The sequence below is a fragment of the Stenotrophomonas sp. GD03654 genome (assembly GCF_029845105.1).
GTDB classification, from domain to species: domain Bacteria; phylum Pseudomonadota; class Gammaproteobacteria; order Xanthomonadales; family Xanthomonadaceae; genus Stenotrophomonas; species Stenotrophomonas africana.
The window spans coordinates 21,910-36,927 of sequence record NZ_JAOCLC010000029.1 but is presented as its reverse complement, the minus strand read 5'-3'; the positions used below and the strand labels follow the sequence as shown (position 1 = coordinate 36,927).

Genomic DNA, 15,018 nt, shown 5'->3' with positions numbered 1-15,018 from the left:
GACGGTTCGGCCCTACGGTAAAACATGCTGAATGAGTGTGTCGCCATCTGGATAAATGCGCCATGAAAACCATAGGCCGCGAAGGGGGGGGCGGAGGATGGCAACAAGGCTGTGGCGACGCCCGCAGGGGCGATTCCTGCACCACCGAAGACCATCGCACGGCGCGTGGACACAGACTGATACTTGCGCAGTTCCGCGCAACAGGGCGCCGCAATGCGTCACAGCGCGCACTGGACGCTGCATCCGTTCAACGGCACGCAACGGCCATCTTCGACCACGCGGTCGATGTGGCGTAGTCCTTAAAAAAAGGGGTTTCCTGTAAACCCGCCACTGCTGCAGCAGTGGCGGGCTACACCATTGCCGTCGCATCAGATGCGATTGCTGGTGCGTGCCCCGTTCCACGATCGTCAATGTCGGTATAGCATCGCCCCGTTTTGATACTTAAGGCCCCCAGGAGGGCAACATGAGCAACGGTAATGGTGTGTCGGTCGTGACCGACGCCGTCGAGAACGTCAAAGAAACCGCCACCAACGTTGGCGAGACCATCGCCCACGCCGCCGAAGACGCCGTGAAGTCGGTCAAGAAGACCGTCAAGCGCGCCACCAAGGCTGCCGGTACCCGCGTTGCCAAGGCCAAGAAGGCTGTGGCCAAGGTCGAGAAGACCGTTGCCAAGAAGGCCGAGAAGGCCGCCAAGTCGGTCGGCAAGACCGTTGCCAACGCCAAGAAGAAGCTGGAAGCGGCCAAGAAGAACGCCAAGGCCGAAGCCGCTGCCCTGAAGAAGGAAGTGGCCAAGAAGAAGGCAGCTGCAGGCAAGGCTGTGACCAAGAAGGCCGCCGCTGCCAAGAAGACCACCAAGGCCGCCACCAAGGCTGCCGGCAAGAAGGTCGCTACCGTGAAGAAGGCCGCCACCAAGAAGGCTGCCGTCGCCAAGAAGACCGTCGCCAAGAAGACCGCGGCCGCCAAGAAGGTTGTCGGCAAGAAGGTCGCCACCGCCAAGAAGGCCGTGGCCAAGAAGACCGTCGCCGCCAAGAAGGTCGCTGGCAAGAAGGCCGTGGCTGCGAAGAAGGTTGTCGGCAAGAAGGTTGCCGCCACCAGGAAGGTCGCCACCAAGAAGACCGCCGTCGCCAAGAAGGTTGTCGGCAAGAAGGCTGCTGTGGCCAAGAGGGCCGTCGGCAAGAAGACCGCTGCTGCCAAGAAGGTGGTCGGCAAGAAGTCCGCCGTTGCCAAGAAGGCAGTGGGCAAGAAGGTTGCCGCCACCCGCAAGACGGTTGCCAAGAAGGCTGCCCCGCTGAAGAAGGTCGCCGCCAAGAAGGCGCCGGCCAAGAAGGCCGTGCGCAAGGTCGCCAAGCGCAAGTAATCGCGCCGTGACCGAAGGCCCTGCCACCCACCGGGTGGTGGGGCCTTTCGCGTTTCTGGGGCGCGGTCTGGGGCAAGATGCAGGTTCTTCCCGCCGGAGCCCCGTGCATGCGTGGTATCGACTTCAGTTCCTGGCAGGGCGTGCTGTCCACCTTGGCCGGCCTGGTCCTGATCACCCTGCTGGGCGTGGGCATCCGCCTGCTGGTGATGCAGACCCTGCAACAGCGCCGCGAGCGCGAGAACCGGCAGATCAACGAACGGCTGCGCACGCTGATGGCGGCCTACAAGACGCTGGGCGGTTCGTTCACCGGCGAACTGGGCGTGGATCCCAGCCACCGCCGCGACCTGCGCCAGCGCGAAGATGCCGAGGGCATCGCCGAGCCCCGCTCGGATCGCGCGCGGCGCATCCGTGATGCGGTCGAGGCCGCGTTGTCGGACATCCTGCTGCTGGGCACCGACGAACAGGTGCGGCTGGCTGCGCGCGCTGCCAACGATCTTGCACAGGGGCGACCGGTGCACACCCACGAACTGGTGGTCTCGCTGCGCGACTTCGTGCGCGAAGCGCTGGACCTGGCGCCGATTCCGGCCGACCTGCAGATACCGCCGCAGGGGCCGACCCGGCCGGGCGGTGCCAGTGGCGGTGGCAAGGGCCGCAACGACGGCGATGCCAAGGGCGGTCGTGCGGGTGGAGGCGGCGGTGGCGGAATGGGGGCCGGCATGGGCGGTGTGGGCCTCGGCGCCGGCGCCGCACTGGGCGCCGGCCATGCCTCCGCCAGCGATGAAACGGACGCGCGCTGAGCACGTCCGCCCGGTTCAGCGGGTCAGTTCGTAGATTGGTACGAAGCCACCGTAGATCATCCGCGCGCCGTCGAATGGCATCGGATTCGTCGCCGGATCAAACCGCGGGTCTTCCATCATCTTCTTCATGCCGGCGTCGCGGGTCGGCTTGTCCGGCCATTCGATCCACGAAAACACCACCGTCTCGTCTGGCGTGGCTTTCACTGCGCCGAAGAAGTCGGTGGTCTTGCCGTGTGGCACGTCGTCGCCCCAGCACTCGACCACGCGCAGCGCGCCGTACTCGATGAAAACGGGATCCCCTGTGCGTGCATGGGCGAGGAACTTCTCTTTGTTGGCGGTGGGCACCGCCAGGACGAAACCATCGATGTAGCTCATTGCCTGCCTCCGGATGGACCGTGCCGCATGCACGGCCTTCAAGTACCCGACGAACCAGGGCGTCGGGGATCGACATCCTGTGTGCGCCTGTTCAGCCCGGGCCACCGGGCAGCGGTGCCAGCACCGTATCCGGCGGCTGCTGGCCGGCCAGGTGGCGCACGAAGTAGTCCCACATGCGGTGCGTGTAGGTGGCGTCGTTGCGGAACAGTTCGTGGTCCTGCCGGGCCAGGTACAGCAGGTCGTAGCCGCGCTGGGCCTTGTTCAGGGCGGCGGCCAGCTGCAGGGTCAGCGCCGGTGGCGCGTTCTCGTCCAGTTCGCCATAGACCAGCAGCAGATGCCCGCGCAGGTTGCCGGCCAGTGCCGCATTGTCGAGCCCGGCAAAGGGCGCCGGCACGCCATCGGCCATGGCCGTAGCTGGCAGCACGCCACCGAACAGCCGGTCCATGCCGTGCAGCGCGCCGCCGTACATGCCCTGGAAATTGTGGCTGCCGGCCGAGGCCACGCCCACCTTGTAGAACGCCGGGTAGCGCAGCAATGCACGCGCCGCGCTGTAACCGCCGAACGAATGCCCATAGATGCCGACCCGCTGCAGGTCGATGCCCGGGTAGCGTTCGCCCAGCTGGCGCAGCGCGGCCACATGGTCATCCAGCTGCACATCGGCGGCGCGCAGGAAGCTGCTGTCATGGAACGCCTTGTCGCGGCCACCGGTGCCGCGCGCATCGATGCTGACCACCACGAAGCCGAGTTCGGCCAGGCTGGCGCGTGACACCGGGTTCAAGGCAGATACCGCCTCGGCGTAGGTCACCGGCGCATTGCTGATGAAGGAGCCACCGTACATCGCGTCGATCACCGGGAAGCTGCCGTCATCGCGATAGTCACGGGGCAGGTAGACGGTGGCGAAGATCGGCGTGCGCCCATCGGCGGCCAGCAGCCGCTCGCGCCGTGGTGGGCGCCAACCGGCAGCAACGATCGCGCTGTCATCGGCTGTTTCCAGCACCATCACTTCACGGCCGTCATCGCTGGCCCGCAGCACGGTGCGTGGTGGCTGGCCGAGACGGGAAACGGTATCCACCAGATAGCCGCCGCCAGGCGACAGCGCCTGCGGCGCGCGTGCCCCGAACAGCGCGCCGGTACCGGCATCGGCCATGTGGTCGTTGCCATCAGCGGCCAGGCGCTGGATCGGACCGCCCTGCAGCGATACCCGGTACAGGCCGCGTACGTAGGGGTCGCCACCGTCGACGCCACCGGCGCTGAAGTACGCCCAGCCACCCGCAGCGTCCACACCCAGCAGGTCACGCACCACCCATCTGCCGCGGGTGAGCTGGCGCAGCACTTTGCCGTCGGACAGGCGCACCCGGTACAGATGGCCCCAGCCATCGCGCTGCGAGAACCACACGGCGGTGTCCTGCCCGGGCAGGATGGCCACCGCGGGCCGGTTGTAGGAATACACGTTGAGCTGCAGGCGAGTGTCGCTGGCTTCTTCCAGAACCGTGCGCAATGCACCGCTGTTGGCATCGACCTCCACCAGGCGCAGCCTGCGCGGTGTGCCGAAGTGCGCGATCACGGCATACAACCGATCACCGTCCCAACCCAGGATGCCGGCCTCACTGAGCGTGTTCCAGCCCTCGGGCAGCACGATTTCATGCTGCCTGCCGCTGAGGATATCGATCACATACAGGCTGTCGCGGACCTGCTGTGCATCGCCCAGAACCCCCAGCTTCACGGTATGCACGCGTGGCCGCGCGCTGTGGGTCGGGCTGCTTTCCAGATAGGGGTAGTCCTGCAGCGCGCGTTCGTCGTAGCGGATGCCGGCCACGTAGCGCCCGTCCGCTGACCAGCCGACCGCGAACGGACGCACCGGCATCCGGCCCTGACGGCGTGCAATGCCGCGCAGGGTGAAGTCCGGCAGTACGCCATAGCCATGCCCGGCCTCACCGCCGTGGGTCAGTACCTGCGACGCCGTTCCAGAGCGCTGCAGCCACAGATTGTGATCGCGTACCTGCAGCCAGGCGTCGCCGCCAGGCGAAGGCAATGCATCGGCTGGCGGCGACGGCTGCGGTGCGGCCGTGCACTGCAGGCGTGGCCATTGGCAGTTGATTGCCGCCTCGCCGTTGAACTGCAGGCGCAGGCCATCATCCAGTACCTGCACACTGTTCAAGCGCAGGCGTGGCCCGCTGGCACCGAGAGGTGCAACTGCGGCGTCCAGCGCAGTGGGTTCGAACAGGATCTGGCGCGTAGCCTGGATTGGATCGACCAGTATCGCCTGGCGCCGGCCCTGCGCGTCTTCGCGTTCGTACCAGAACCGCCCATCGGCCAGCCAGTGGGGCAGCACCGAAGCATTGCGCAGCGCACCGCGCAGATGACTGTCATGCACGCGTTCGGCGCGTTGGTAGTCAGCCGCCTGCAACGCGTGCGCAGGGGGGATCGGGAACAGGGCCGCGCAGGCCACGAGGGCGGCGCGGACAGGCATCAGCAGCGGATCGGAAACGTGCAAAGCAACCTCCTGTTGCAATCGACGACGAATCACAAATGCACGCGCGCCGCGCGCGTATGCCAGACGCAGCCTGAATCAAGCCAAAAAATTCAGCAATGCGAAGACCGCTGTTTTCAGGGAGCGTTGTGGCGAATAACGGAGAATTTACATTCCCGATGCGATGGCGCTCTGGCGCTGCTGCACACCATAAGAAAGTAAAGGTGTACCCCCATGAAGAATTCGCTGATTGCTCTGGCTCTGGCCGCTGCCCTGCCGTTCACCGCCTCGGCTGCTGAGAACCTGTCCTACAACTACGCCGAAGCCGACTACGCCAAGACCGACATCGACGCGTTCAAGGCCGACGGCTGGGGCGTGAAGGGTTCGTACGGCTTCCTGCCGAACTTCCACGCTTTCGGTGAGTACAGCCGCCAGGAAATCGACCACACCAACATCAAGCTGGACCAGTGGAAGATCGGCGCCGGCTACAACGTTGAAATCGCTCCGACCACCGACTTCGTTGCCCGCGTTGCTTACCAGAAGCGCGACCAGAAGCACGGCCTGGACTTCAACGGCTACAGCGCTGAAGCCGGTATCCGCACCGCCTTCGGTGCCCACGCCGAAGTCTACGGCATGGTCGGCTACGAAGACTTCTCGAAGAAGCACGGCATCAATCCGGAAGGCCAGTGGTACGGTCGCCTGGGCGGTCAGGTCAAGCTGAACCAGAACTGGGGCCTGAACGGCGAGCTGAAGATGAACCGCGACGGCGACAAGGAATACACCGTCGGCCCGCGCTTCAGCTGGTAATTGCTTCCTCGGCGCGCCTGCGCGCTGAAGATGCCTCGACAGGCCCGGCTTCTGCCGGGCCTGTTGCGTTGTGGGGAAACGAAACCGCGCCTGACCACACGCCCCGGTCGTGCTCTGTTGCAATAAATTGGATTCCGCTGACCGCAGCACCGACCTACGGTGGGTACTTCGTATTGCCGGATCTGTGTGATGCCGCCTGCCGTTCCCGCTCTGTGTCTCGACCGGCCCTGCCGCCTGGCCATGCTGGCGCCGCATCCAGTACTTCGGCTGGGGGTGGAAGTCGTACTGCGCCGGCACGCTGGCGTGCAGGTCTGTGCCAGCTTCACCTGTGAGCGCGAACTGTTCGACCTGCTGCAGCGCCAGCCCGGCGACATCGACCTGTTGCTGGTCGATCTGCTGGCACCGCATGGGCCCGGGGAAGGATTGTCCCTGCTTCGCCTGCTGTCACGGCGCTGGCCGCTGCTGCCGGTGCTGGTGCTGTCCGCACACTGCAATGCCAGCACGGTGACCCTGGCGATGCAGGCCGGCGCGCGCGGCTTCCTGTCCAAGGAGACTTCGCCGGACATGCTGCGACGCGCGGTCGATGTGTTGGTCCGTGGCGGACGCTTCGTACCGCCGGAACTTCGCACGCCGTTGAGTCGATCGCGGATGCGGCGGACACCGGAGCCGCTGCTCGCAGCATTGAGCCGACGTGAGCGCGAAGTGCTCCGGCTGGTCCTGCAGGGCTGCAGCACCGGCGAGGTCGCACGGCGTTTCGGCCGTACGGCCAGCACGGTCAGTACGCAGAAGCGGACCGCCTATCGCAAGCTCGGCATCCGCAGTGACGGCGAACTGTTCCGCATCCGGCATCTGCTCGAGTGAGGGTGAGCCGGCTTATTCGCCCTGGTACTGCTTTTCTTCCACCAGCGCCGAACCGGCCACGCGGTTGATCTCGTTCTTCACCTGCACGCGCTCGCCATTGGTGCCATAGACACCGCGTGCCAGCTGGATGAACGCATCGTCGAACACCTGGGCTGCTTCCTTGTCGCGCAGCTGGTCCTGGATATCCCACATGCGCTCGTTGATCGCCTTCAGCTGCTGCTTCAGCACGGCCAGTGCCGGCTGTGCCTGCAGCTGCTGCTGCAGCAAGGGCAGCAGGCCATCCAGCTCGGTGCGGACGTTGGCCAGCTTGGCCACATCGCCGATGCGCTCGGCCTTGATCTCGAGAATGGTGATCTTGTCGATCAGCTCGCCGATCGATACCGGAGTCAGGATGGCGTCCACGCGGTTGGTTCCTGGAAACAAGGCGCCATGATACCGCGCCGCTGGCACGCGGCCCCCGGTCCACGGGATTTACGCCGAATTTGCGCCATGGGCCCGGCAGCACCCTCGATCCGTTACGGCCACCGCCTCGACACTGCGTTCCCGGCGGCGTGACCGCCTTCGACGAGGAACACAGTGCAGTGAACAGCAAGGGGATGATGGCGGCGATGGTGGCCGCCCTGGCAGGGCTGCTCGGCATCGGCAGCGCCCAAGCACAGGTGCAGGTCAGCGGCAGTGCCGCACTGACCAGCGACTACGTGTGGCGCGGCAGCTCGCAGAGCGACGGCGACCCGGCGGTGCAGGCCGGCGCGAAGGTCTCGATCCCATCGGGCTGGTACGCCAGCGTGTGGGGTTCCAACGTTTCGTTCAAGCCGGACAACGGCGCGCGCAGCGAGTTCGACCTGGTGGCGGGCTGGTCCGGTGCGCTGGCCCCGGACTGGACGCTGGATGCCAACCTGACCCGCTACGTGTACCCGGGCACTGGCCGCGCGCTGGACTGGACCGAACTCAATACCAGCGTGACCTGGAAGCAGCGCGCCTGGTTGCAGGTCGCCCATTCCAACGACGCGCTGGCGGGCGGCCATCGCGGCACCTATGCCCAGCTGGGCGTGCGTGTACCGCTGCATGAACGTTTCCGCCTGGAAGCGGCGGTGGGCCAGTACTGGCTGGCCACCGCGCAGGGCCCGGATTACCTGCATGGCCAGATCAGTGCCATTGCCACGCTGACTCCGGCATGGGAGCTGCGCGCCACCGTGCATGACACCGACAACGCAGCCAAGCGACTGTTCCCGGGCAATGCCGGTGGACGGTGGGAACTGGCGCTGCAGGGCAGCTTCTAGTTCGGCGACACCGCCTGGCGCGCGCGCAGCGCGCCGGGCAGCCACAGCAGCAGGGCCAGCACGGCCACCGCAGCACCGGCCACGCAGACGCCGGTCCAGCCGAAGCGCTGGTAGACCTGCGCCGACAGCAGCGAACCCAGCGAACCGCCGATGAAGTAGCCGGTCATGTAGCCGGCGTTGAGCCGGTTGCGCGCCGCCGGTTGCAGTGCGTAGATCAGGTTCTGGTTGCTGACATGCAGCAGCTGCGCGGCCAGGTCCAGCACCACCACACCGGCCAGCAGTGCCAGCAGCGAGTGTGCCGACAGTCCCAGCGGCAGCCATGACAGCAGCAACAGCACCAGCGCGATGGCGGTGGCGCGTCCGGTCTGGCCACGGTCGGACATGCGCCCGGCCAGGCCCGCAGCCAGCGTGCCGGCGGCACCGACCAGCCCGAACAGGCCGATGGTGGCGTCGCTGTAGGCGTAAGGTGGCTGCGCCAGCAGGAACGCGAGCGGGGTCCAGAAGATCGCGAACATGGCGAAGCTGCAGGCGCCCAGCAGGGTGCGCTGGCGCAGCACCGGCTCCTGCACGAACAGCACGCCGATCGAGCGCAGCAATGCGAAATAGCCGAGGCCGGCGCTGTGGTGGAATCGCGGCAGGCCGCGCTGCAGCGCCAGCGCGGTCAGCACCAGGGTGCCGGCGGCGATCGCATACACCAGGCGCCAGTTGCCCAGGCTGGAAAGCAGTCCGGCCACGGTGCGCGCCAGCAGGATGCCCAGCAGCAAGCCACTCATCAACGTGCCGACCACGCGGCCACGATGTTCCGGTGCGGCCAGCGTGGCCGCGAACGGCACCAGCACCTGTGCCACCACCGAGAACAGGCCGGTGATCGCGGTACCCACCAGCAACCAGGCCAGCGACGGCGCACAGGCACTGATCACCAGCCCGCCGGCGGACAGCAGGCTCATCACCACGATCAGGCGGCGGCGTTCGAACAGGTCTCCCAGCGGCACCAGCAGGATCAGTCCGGCGGCATAGCTCAGCTGTGCGGCGGTGACCACCATGCCGACCTGGCCGAACGGCACACCGAAGGCGTCGGCGATGGTGTGCAGCAGCGGCTGCGCATAGTAGTTGCTGGCCACGGCCACGCCGGTAGCCACCGACATCAGCAGCACCTGCCAGCGGTGCAGAGGGGGAAGGGACGGACTCACGCGGTGTTCCAGGAAGCGGGGGAGCACAGTGTCCGCCTGCTGCAGTCATGATGGAAATGAATCATCATCATCCCTGTCATCTGGAAATGAGATGGTTGCGTGAATCTCAAGCAGCTCGAGTTCGCCGTCGCCCTGGCCGAGGAGGGCAACTTCACCCGTGCCGCCGAGCGCTGCCACGTGGTGCAGTCCGCGCTCAGTCACCAGATCGCCCATCTTGAGCAGGAACTGGGCACAACGCTGTTCGAGCGCCTGCCGCGCCAGGTGCGGGCCACCGCCGCCGGCGAGGCGCTGCTGGTGCATGCACGCCAGGTGCTGGCCAGCCTGCGCCACCTGCGCGCCGACGTGGCCGCCGTCACTGGCGAGGTGCGTGGCCTGCTGGCGATCGGGCAGATCTCCTCGCTGACCGACATCGATGTGGTGGCGATGCTGGCGGCCTTCCAGCAGGCGCACCCGCAGGTGGAGTTCCAGCTGCGGGTCGACAAGAGCGAGGACCTGATCGCGCAGGTGCAGTCGCGAGAGCTGGACGTGGCACTGGTCGGATTGGCGCCGTCGGCGGGGCTGGACGGGGTCTGCCACCAGATGCTGCAGGAAGAAGACCTGGTGGCGGTGCTGGCGCCGTCGCACCGCTTGGCCCGGCGCAAGCGGCTGCCGTTGACCGAATTGCAGGACGAGGCGCTGGTCGACTTTCCGCGCGGCACCGGTGCGCGGCGGCAGACCGACGATGCCTTCGCCGCCGCTGGCCTGCCGCATACGGTGCGCTTCGAGGTCAATCTGATGGAACTGATCGAGCGCTTCGTCCGTCATGGGCTGGCGGTTGGCATCGTGCCAGCGTTGATCGCCGACGGGTTCCAGGGGGTGGTACAGATTCCGCTGCAACCGACCCCGACCCGCCGCGTGCACCTGGTCTGGCAGCGACTGCCGACACCGGCGGCGCGGGCGTTTGTCGAAGCTGTGCTCAGCCGCGCAGGCGCAGGCTCAGGCCCTTGAGGAAATTGCGCAGCATCTGGTCCAGGCAGCGCCGGTAATTGGTGTGCCCGGGCTGGCGGAACAAGGCGCCCACTTCCGACTTGGAGACGTTGAAACCGGCGCTGGCGAAGATCTCCATCAGATCGACGTCGCGCAGCTGGAAGGCGACGCGCAGCTTCTTCAGCACCAGGTTGTTGTCGATGCGGGTTTCCACCGCGCGCTGCGGCTGGCTCTCGTCGCGACCGCGCAGGTGCACGATCAGGCCGTCGAGGAAGTGCGCCAGCGCACTGTCGCTCATCGCCTCGAAACCGGCTTCGTCCTCGCGGCGCAGCCAGGCCTTCACCTGTTCGGGATCCACGGCGAAGGCCGGGTCGGCCATCTGGCACAGGGTCACCACGTGGTGGTCGCCCAGGTCCAGGGAGTAGCGCACGCTGCGCAGGACATCGTTGTTGATCATGGCCCAATTGTACCGGTCACCCCGGCAGGCGGGGCCGGATCTGGCCGATCAGGCAACGCAACCCCCGGCCGACGGTGCCAGAATGGGGGTCTGGTTTTCCCCCTGGAGTTGCCTGATGACCCGCACTGTCCTGATTACCGGCGCCACGTCCGGCTTCGGCGCCGCCGCTGTCCACCGCTTCGCCCAGGCGGGCTGGAAGGTGATCGCCACCGGCCGCCGCAGTGAACGCCTGCAGCCGCTGGTCGAGCGCTACGGCAAGGACGTGGTGCATGCGGCCGCCTTCGACATCCGCGATCCGGTCGCGATGGAAGCCGCGCTGCTGGCACTGCCGCCTGCCTTCGGCGAGATCGATCTGCTGGTCAACAACGCCGGTCTGGCACAGGGCACCGCGCCGGCACAGAGCGCCAAGCTGTCGGACTGGACCACGATGATCGACACCAACATCACCGCGCTGGTGACCCTGACCCATCGCCTGCTGCCGCAGCTGGTGGAGCGCAAGGGCGCGATCATCAACATTTCGTCGGTGGCCGGCGTCTACCCGTACCCGGGCGGCAACGCCTACGGTGGTACCAAGGCCTTCGTCAGCCAGTTCTCGCTGGGCCTGCGTTCGGACCTGCACGGCACCGGCGTGCGCGTGACCACGATCGAGCCGGGCATGGCCGAAACCGAGTTCACCGTGGTGCGTACCCATGGCGACCAGGCGGCATCGGACAAGCTCTATACCGGCGCCAACCCGATGACCGCCGAAGACATCGCCGAACAGATCTTCTGGGTGGCCAGCCTGCCGCCGCACCTGAACATCAATCGCCTGGAACTGATGCCGGTTAGCCAGTCATTTGCTGGTTTCCAGGTGGCACGCGAAGGCTGACCCGCGCCGTGCGACGTCTCGTGTGATCGCTGGTGGGGTAGGTCCTGTAGAGCCGAGCCCATGCTCGGCTTCGTCTGGATTCAGCCGAGCATGGCTCGGCTCTACAGAAACAAAAAAGCCGGGCAATGCCCGGCTTTTTCATTCGCAGCGGCAGACTTACTGCGCCTTGATCGCCATCGCCTGCAGGCCGGTGCCATCCAGCTTCTGCTTGGCTTCGGACAACTCGCCGGCACTGCCATACGGCCCCATGCGCACGCGGTACACGGTCTTGCCGTTGATCTGCGCCGATTCCACGCGTGCTGCCAGGCCCATCATCGCCAGCTTGGCCTTGGTCGCTTCGGCATCGCCGGAGGCGCCGAACGCACCCGCCTGCAGGATGTAGCGGGCGTTGTCGGCGGCAGCCGGTGCAGCAGCGGCCGGCGTACCGGCCGTGGTTGGCGGGGTTTCCGCACGCGCTGCCGGAGTGGCGGCGGCGCTGGTCGACGCCGTCGGCGTGCTGGCCGGCGGCGTTGCCGCAGCCGGGCGTTCACTCAGCGGTGCCGGCAGCGGACGGCTGGTAGCGGTCACCGGCGCAGTGCTGGCGACGCTGGCCGTGGCCGGCGGTGCGGTGGCCGCAACCGGCGGAACCGGCTTGCCTTCCAGTGCCGCCTGCGCGCGCTGCGCTTCGGCCTTGGCCCGGCGCTGGTCTTCGGCACGCGCGCTGGCGGCCAGTTCGGCGTCGGACATTTCAACTTCCTTGCCCGGCAGCAGGGTGTAGAAGTCGTACTGGGTGGCGGCCGGCTTTTCCGGTTCGGCCGGCTTCGGCGTGGCCGGCTGCGCGGCCGGCTGGGTGCCCACATCGCTGTCGGCATCCGCGACCGGGGCCGGCTGCGCGTTCGGGTTCGGCTGCGGACCGGCGCGAAGGAAGCCATCGCCTTCGCCCTTGAACAGGTTCGGCGCCGCCAGGAACACCACGGCCGCAATCGCCACGCCAGCGACCAGCCACACCCATCCGGGTGTGCCCTGGCTGCTGCTGTTGCGTCGTGCCTGGTTTTTGCCGCGTCGTGCTGCCATGGGTACTGCGTCTCCTGATGCTTACATTTTTTCCGGGGCGCTGACGCCCAGGAGTTCGAGGCCGTTGGCCAGCACCTGCCGCGCGGCGCAGGCCAGGGTCAGCTTGGCGTTGCGATCGGCGGCGTCTTCCACCAGCACCGGCGTCCCGTGATACCACGTGTGGAAGGCGTGCGCCAATTCACGCAGGTACTGCGCCACCAGGTGCGGTTCCAGCGCCACGCCGGCCGCCTCCACCACTTCCGGGTACCGCGAGATCTCGTTCATCAGCAGCAGCGAAGCGTCGTCAGCCAAGCGGCCAAGGTTGGCCAGGCCGTTGCCCTGTTCGTACACCAGGCCCTTCTCCTGCGCCTGGCGCAGCAGGCTGCAGACGCGGGCATGGGCGTACTGTACGTAGAACACCGGGTTGTCGTTGCTCTGCTGGCGGGCCAGGTCGATGTCGAAGGTCAGCTGCGAATCGGGCTTGCGCGCGATCAGGAACCAGCGGGTGGCATCGCGGCCGGCTTCCTCGATCAGGTCGCGCAGGGTGAAGTAGCTGCCGGCACGCTTGGACAGCTTCACTTCCTCGCCGCCACGCATGACGGTGACCATCTGGTGCAGCACGTATTCCGGCCAGCCCTGCGGGATGCCCACTTCCATCGCCTGCAGGCCGGCGCGCACGCGTGCCAGCGAGCCATGGTGGTCGGCACCCAGTTCGGTGATCGCGCGCTCGTAGCCGCGCTGCCACTTGGACAGGTGGTAGGCCACGTCCGGCACGAAGTAGGTGAAGGTGCCGTCGGACTTGCGCATCACGCGGTCCTTGTCGTCACCGAAGTCGGTGCTGCGCAGCCACAGCGCGCCACCTTCTTCATAGGTATGGCCCGAGGCCTGCAGCTTGGCCACCGCTTCGGCTACCTTGCCGTCGGCGTACAGCGAGCTTTCCAGGAAATAGATGTCGAAGTCGACGCCGAACGCGGCCAGGTCCAGATTCTGCTCGTTGCGCAGGTAGGCCACGGCGAAGCGGCGGATTGCCTGCATGTCGTCCGGGTCCTTGGCGCCGACCACGGTGCTGCCTTCCAGGTCGACGCTGGCGCCGGCCATGTAGGCGCGGGCGACGTCGGCGATGTATTCACCGCGGTAGCCACCTTCCGGCCAGCCGTCCTGGTCCGGCGCGATGCCCTTGATCCGCGCCTGGGTGGACAGCGCCAGGTTTTCGATCTGTACGCCGGCGTCGTTGTAGTAGAACTCACGCTTGGCGTTCCAGCCGTTGGCATCGAGCACGCGCGCCACGCAGTCGCCGATCGCCGCCGCGCGGCCATGGCCGACATGCAGCGGACCGGTCGGGTTGGCCGACACGTACTCCACGCCCACCGTGCGGCCGTTGCCGGACAGGTTGCGGCCGTAGTCGTGGGCTTCCTTGATGACCGAGGCGGCTTCGCGCTGGTACGCGGCCGGGGCCAGGTGGAAGTTGATGAAGCCGGGGCCGGCGATCTCGACCTTGCTGACGTCCTCGCTGCGCGGCAGCGCCTCGACCAATGCCTGTGCCAGTGCGCGCGGATTGCTGCGCGCGGCCTTGGCCAGCAGCATCGCGGCGTTGGTGGCGAAGTCGCCGTGGTCGCGGGTCTTCGGGCGCTCGACCACGAAGTCCGGCGGCAGGGAGTCGGCGGGCAGGGTGCCATTGGCGCGCAAGGCTTCGATGCCTTGGCTGATCAGGGCGCGGAGGAGATTTTTCACGAGGCCTGCTGTGAGAATGAGCGGCGGAATCGCCCATTTTAGCGCAGATGCCCGCGCCCACGCTGACCAGAACATGCCTGTGGGGGCGGCCGATAGCGCCCGAAGGGGCCGCGCTCAGCCGAACAGGCGTGGCTGGGGCGGGGATAGCAGGCCCCGTTCAGCAAATGAAACGGGACGGCCCTCGCCGACCACGAAGTGGTCCAGCAGGCGCACGTCCACCATTGCCAGCGCCTGCTGCAGTTCGTCGGTGATGCGGGTATCGGCGCTGGAGGGTTCCGGGTCGCCGGAAGGGTGGTTGTGGCTGAGGATCACCGCCGCCGCGTTGTGCAGCAGGGCGCGCCGGACCACTTCGCGGGGGTAGACCGGTGCGGCGTTGATGGTGCCGTGGAACAGCTCCTCGCAGGCGATCAGGCGGTGGCGGTTGTCCAGGAACAGGGCCATGAAGATCTCCCGGGCCTGCCCCCGCAGGCGGTGCTGCAGATAGCGGCCGACCGCGGCCGGGTTGTTGCCGACCGCTTCGCCGTGTTCCAGCTCGGCGGCCAGGTAACGGTGGGCCAGTTCCAGCCCGGCAGCCAGCGTACAGCTGCGCGCCGGGCCCAGCCCGGGCAGGCGGGCCAGCTCCCGCGCGGGCCGATCGAGCAGCACCCGCAACGGGCCATGCGCCTGCAGCAGGTCGCGCGCGGTCTGCACGGCATCGCGGCCGCCGAACCCGGAGCCGAGAAACAGGGCCAGCAGTTCGGCGTCGGAAAGTGACGTGGGCCCGCGCGCGATCAACTTCTCGCGGGGGCGTTCCTGTTCGGGCCAGTCGTGGATGGGCATGCCTGCAT

15 protein-coding genes are annotated in these 15,018 nt (G+C 67.1%); 7 read left to right on the top strand and 8 right to left on the bottom strand.

What is annotated here, in order from left to right; all coding sequences use genetic code 11:
• The first annotated feature begins 463 nt into the window (after positions 1 to 463).
• Together N5J73_RS12315 and N5J73_RS12310 are read left to right on the top strand one after the other, a co-directional pair.
• Positions 464 to 1,357, top strand: coding sequence for a histone (locus tag N5J73_RS12315; protein ID WP_279940995.1), 894 nt, complete (start codon positions 464 to 466; stop codon positions 1,355 to 1,357).
• Between the two features lie 107 nt (positions 1,358 to 1,464).
• Entirely contained in the window at positions 1,465 to 2,154 is a 690-nt protein-coding gene (locus N5J73_RS12310; protein WP_049448704.1) for a hypothetical protein, read from the top strand.
• 15 nt (positions 2,155 to 2,169) lie between these two features.
• On the opposite strand, the gene N5J73_RS12305 is transcribed toward N5J73_RS12310, so the two are convergent.
• Complete coding sequence (locus N5J73_RS12305) at positions 2,170 to 2,529, bottom strand: DUF1428 domain-containing protein (protein WP_005407745.1); 360 nt, start codon at positions 2,527 to 2,529, stop codon at positions 2,170 to 2,172.
• Between the two features lie 91 nt (positions 2,530 to 2,620).
• Positions 2,621 to 5,023 (bottom strand): DPP IV N-terminal domain-containing protein, encoded by a 2,403-nt coding sequence (locus N5J73_RS12300; protein ID WP_049448703.1) that lies wholly within the window; start codon positions 5,021 to 5,023, stop codon positions 2,621 to 2,623.
• Between the two features lie 210 nt (positions 5,024 to 5,233).
• On the opposite strand from N5J73_RS12300, the gene N5J73_RS12295 reads away from it, so the two are divergent.
• Positions 5,234 to 5,806 (top strand): Ax21 family protein, encoded by a 573-nt coding sequence (locus tag N5J73_RS12295; RefSeq protein WP_032130335.1) that lies wholly within the window; start codon positions 5,234 to 5,236, stop codon positions 5,804 to 5,806.
• A gap of 189 nt (positions 5,807 to 5,995) precedes the next feature.
• A complete protein-coding gene (locus N5J73_RS12290; protein WP_049448702.1) occupies positions 5,996 to 6,667 on the top strand; it encodes a response regulator transcription factor in 672 nt (223 codons plus the stop codon).
• A gap of 12 nt (positions 6,668 to 6,679) precedes the next feature.
• On the opposite strand, the gene N5J73_RS12285 is transcribed toward N5J73_RS12290, so the two are convergent.
• Entirely contained in the window at positions 6,680 to 7,069 is a 390-nt protein-coding gene (locus N5J73_RS12285) for a DUF6165 family protein (RefSeq protein ID WP_049448701.1), read from the bottom strand.
• Positions 7,070 to 7,248: 179 nt separating this feature from the next.
• Here N5J73_RS12285 and N5J73_RS12280 point away from each other — a divergent pair, with 179 nt between their 5' ends.
• Positions 7,249 to 7,947 (top strand): TorF family putative porin, encoded by a 699-nt coding sequence (locus tag N5J73_RS12280; RefSeq protein WP_049448730.1) that lies wholly within the window; start codon positions 7,249 to 7,251, stop codon positions 7,945 to 7,947.
• On the opposite strand, the gene N5J73_RS12275 is transcribed toward N5J73_RS12280, so the two are convergent.
• On the bottom strand, positions 7,944 to 9,092 hold the full coding sequence (locus N5J73_RS12275; RefSeq protein ID WP_340623623.1) for an MFS transporter: 1,149 nt from the start codon (positions 9,090 to 9,092) through the stop codon (positions 7,944 to 7,946). The genes N5J73_RS12280 and N5J73_RS12275 overlap by 4 nt on opposite strands.
• A gap of 144 nt (positions 9,093 to 9,236) precedes the next feature.
• Between N5J73_RS12275 and N5J73_RS12270 the strand changes: the two genes are divergently transcribed.
• Positions 9,237 to 10,124 carry a LysR family transcriptional regulator gene (locus N5J73_RS12270; protein WP_049398095.1) on the top strand — a complete coding sequence of 296 codons (888 nt, stop codon included), beginning with the start codon at positions 9,237 to 9,239 and terminating at the stop codon, positions 10,122 to 10,124.
• Here N5J73_RS12270 and N5J73_RS12265 read toward each other — a convergent pair.
• On the bottom strand, positions 10,093 to 10,560 hold the full coding sequence (locus N5J73_RS12265; RefSeq protein ID WP_005411992.1) for a DUF1456 family protein: 468 nt from the start codon (positions 10,558 to 10,560) through the stop codon (positions 10,093 to 10,095). The genes N5J73_RS12270 and N5J73_RS12265 overlap by 32 nt on opposite strands.
• Before the next feature lie 115 nt (positions 10,561 to 10,675).
• Between N5J73_RS12265 and N5J73_RS12260 the strand changes: the two genes are divergently transcribed.
• The gene (locus N5J73_RS12260; RefSeq protein ID WP_049448698.1) at positions 10,676 to 11,428 is read left to right on the top strand and encodes an SDR family NAD(P)-dependent oxidoreductase; all 753 of its coding nucleotides are present in this window, start codon (positions 10,676 to 10,678) and stop codon (positions 11,426 to 11,428) included.
• Between the two features lie 156 nt (positions 11,429 to 11,584).
• On the opposite strand, the gene N5J73_RS12255 is transcribed toward N5J73_RS12260, so the two are convergent.
• The 3 genes from N5J73_RS12255 to radC form a co-directional block, all read right to left on the bottom strand.
• On the bottom strand, positions 11,585 to 12,481 hold the full coding sequence (locus N5J73_RS12255; protein ID WP_049448696.1) for an SPOR domain-containing protein: 897 nt from the start codon (positions 12,479 to 12,481) through the stop codon (positions 11,585 to 11,587).
• 21 nt (positions 12,482 to 12,502) lie between these two features.
• Positions 12,503 to 14,191, bottom strand: a complete 1,689-nt coding sequence (gene argS / locus N5J73_RS12250) for an arginine--tRNA ligase (RefSeq protein WP_012478915.1) — start codon at positions 14,189 to 14,191, stop codon at positions 12,503 to 12,505.
• A gap of 114 nt (positions 14,192 to 14,305) precedes the next feature.
• Positions 14,306 to 15,010: a DNA repair protein RadC gene (gene radC / locus N5J73_RS12245; protein ID WP_049448728.1), complete on the bottom strand. Its 705-nt coding sequence runs from the start codon at positions 15,008 to 15,010 to the stop codon at positions 14,306 to 14,308.
• Between the last annotated feature and the right edge of the window lie 8 nt (positions 15,011 to 15,018).

Excerpts from the sequence above, each read along its gene's own strand:
- N5J73_RS12290 (WP_049448702.1), top strand. The coding sequence starts at position 5,996 with ATGCCGCCTGCCGTTCCCGCTCTGTGTCTCGACCGGCCCTGCCGCCTG.
- N5J73_RS12265 (WP_005411992.1), bottom strand. The coding sequence starts at position 10,560 with ATGATCAACAACGATGTCCTGCGCAGCGTGCGCTACTCCCTGGACCTG.
- N5J73_RS12310 (WP_049448704.1), top strand. The coding sequence starts at position 1,465 with ATGCGTGGTATCGACTTCAGTTCCTGGCAGGGCGTGCTGTCCACCTTG.
- N5J73_RS12305 (WP_005407745.1), bottom strand. The coding sequence starts at position 2,529 with ATGAGCTACATCGATGGTTTCGTCCTGGCGGTGCCCACCGCCAACAAA.
- N5J73_RS12260 (WP_049448698.1), top strand. The coding sequence starts at position 10,676 with ATGACCCGCACTGTCCTGATTACCGGCGCCACGTCCGGCTTCGGCGCC.
- radC (WP_049448728.1), bottom strand. The coding sequence starts at position 15,010 with ATGCCCATCCACGACTGGCCCGAACAGGAACGCCCCCGCGAGAAGTTG.
- N5J73_RS12255 (WP_049448696.1), bottom strand. The coding sequence starts at position 12,481 with ATGGCAGCACGACGCGGCAAAAACCAGGCACGACGCAACAGCAGCAGC.
- N5J73_RS12295 (WP_032130335.1), top strand. The coding sequence starts at position 5,234 with ATGAAGAATTCGCTGATTGCTCTGGCTCTGGCCGCTGCCCTGCCGTTC.
- N5J73_RS12275 (WP_340623623.1), bottom strand. The coding sequence starts at position 9,092 with ATGTCGGTGGCTACCGGCGTGGCCGTGGCCAGCAACTACTATGCGCAG.
- N5J73_RS12315 (WP_279940995.1), top strand. The coding sequence starts at position 464 with ATGAGCAACGGTAATGGTGTGTCGGTCGTGACCGACGCCGTCGAGAAC.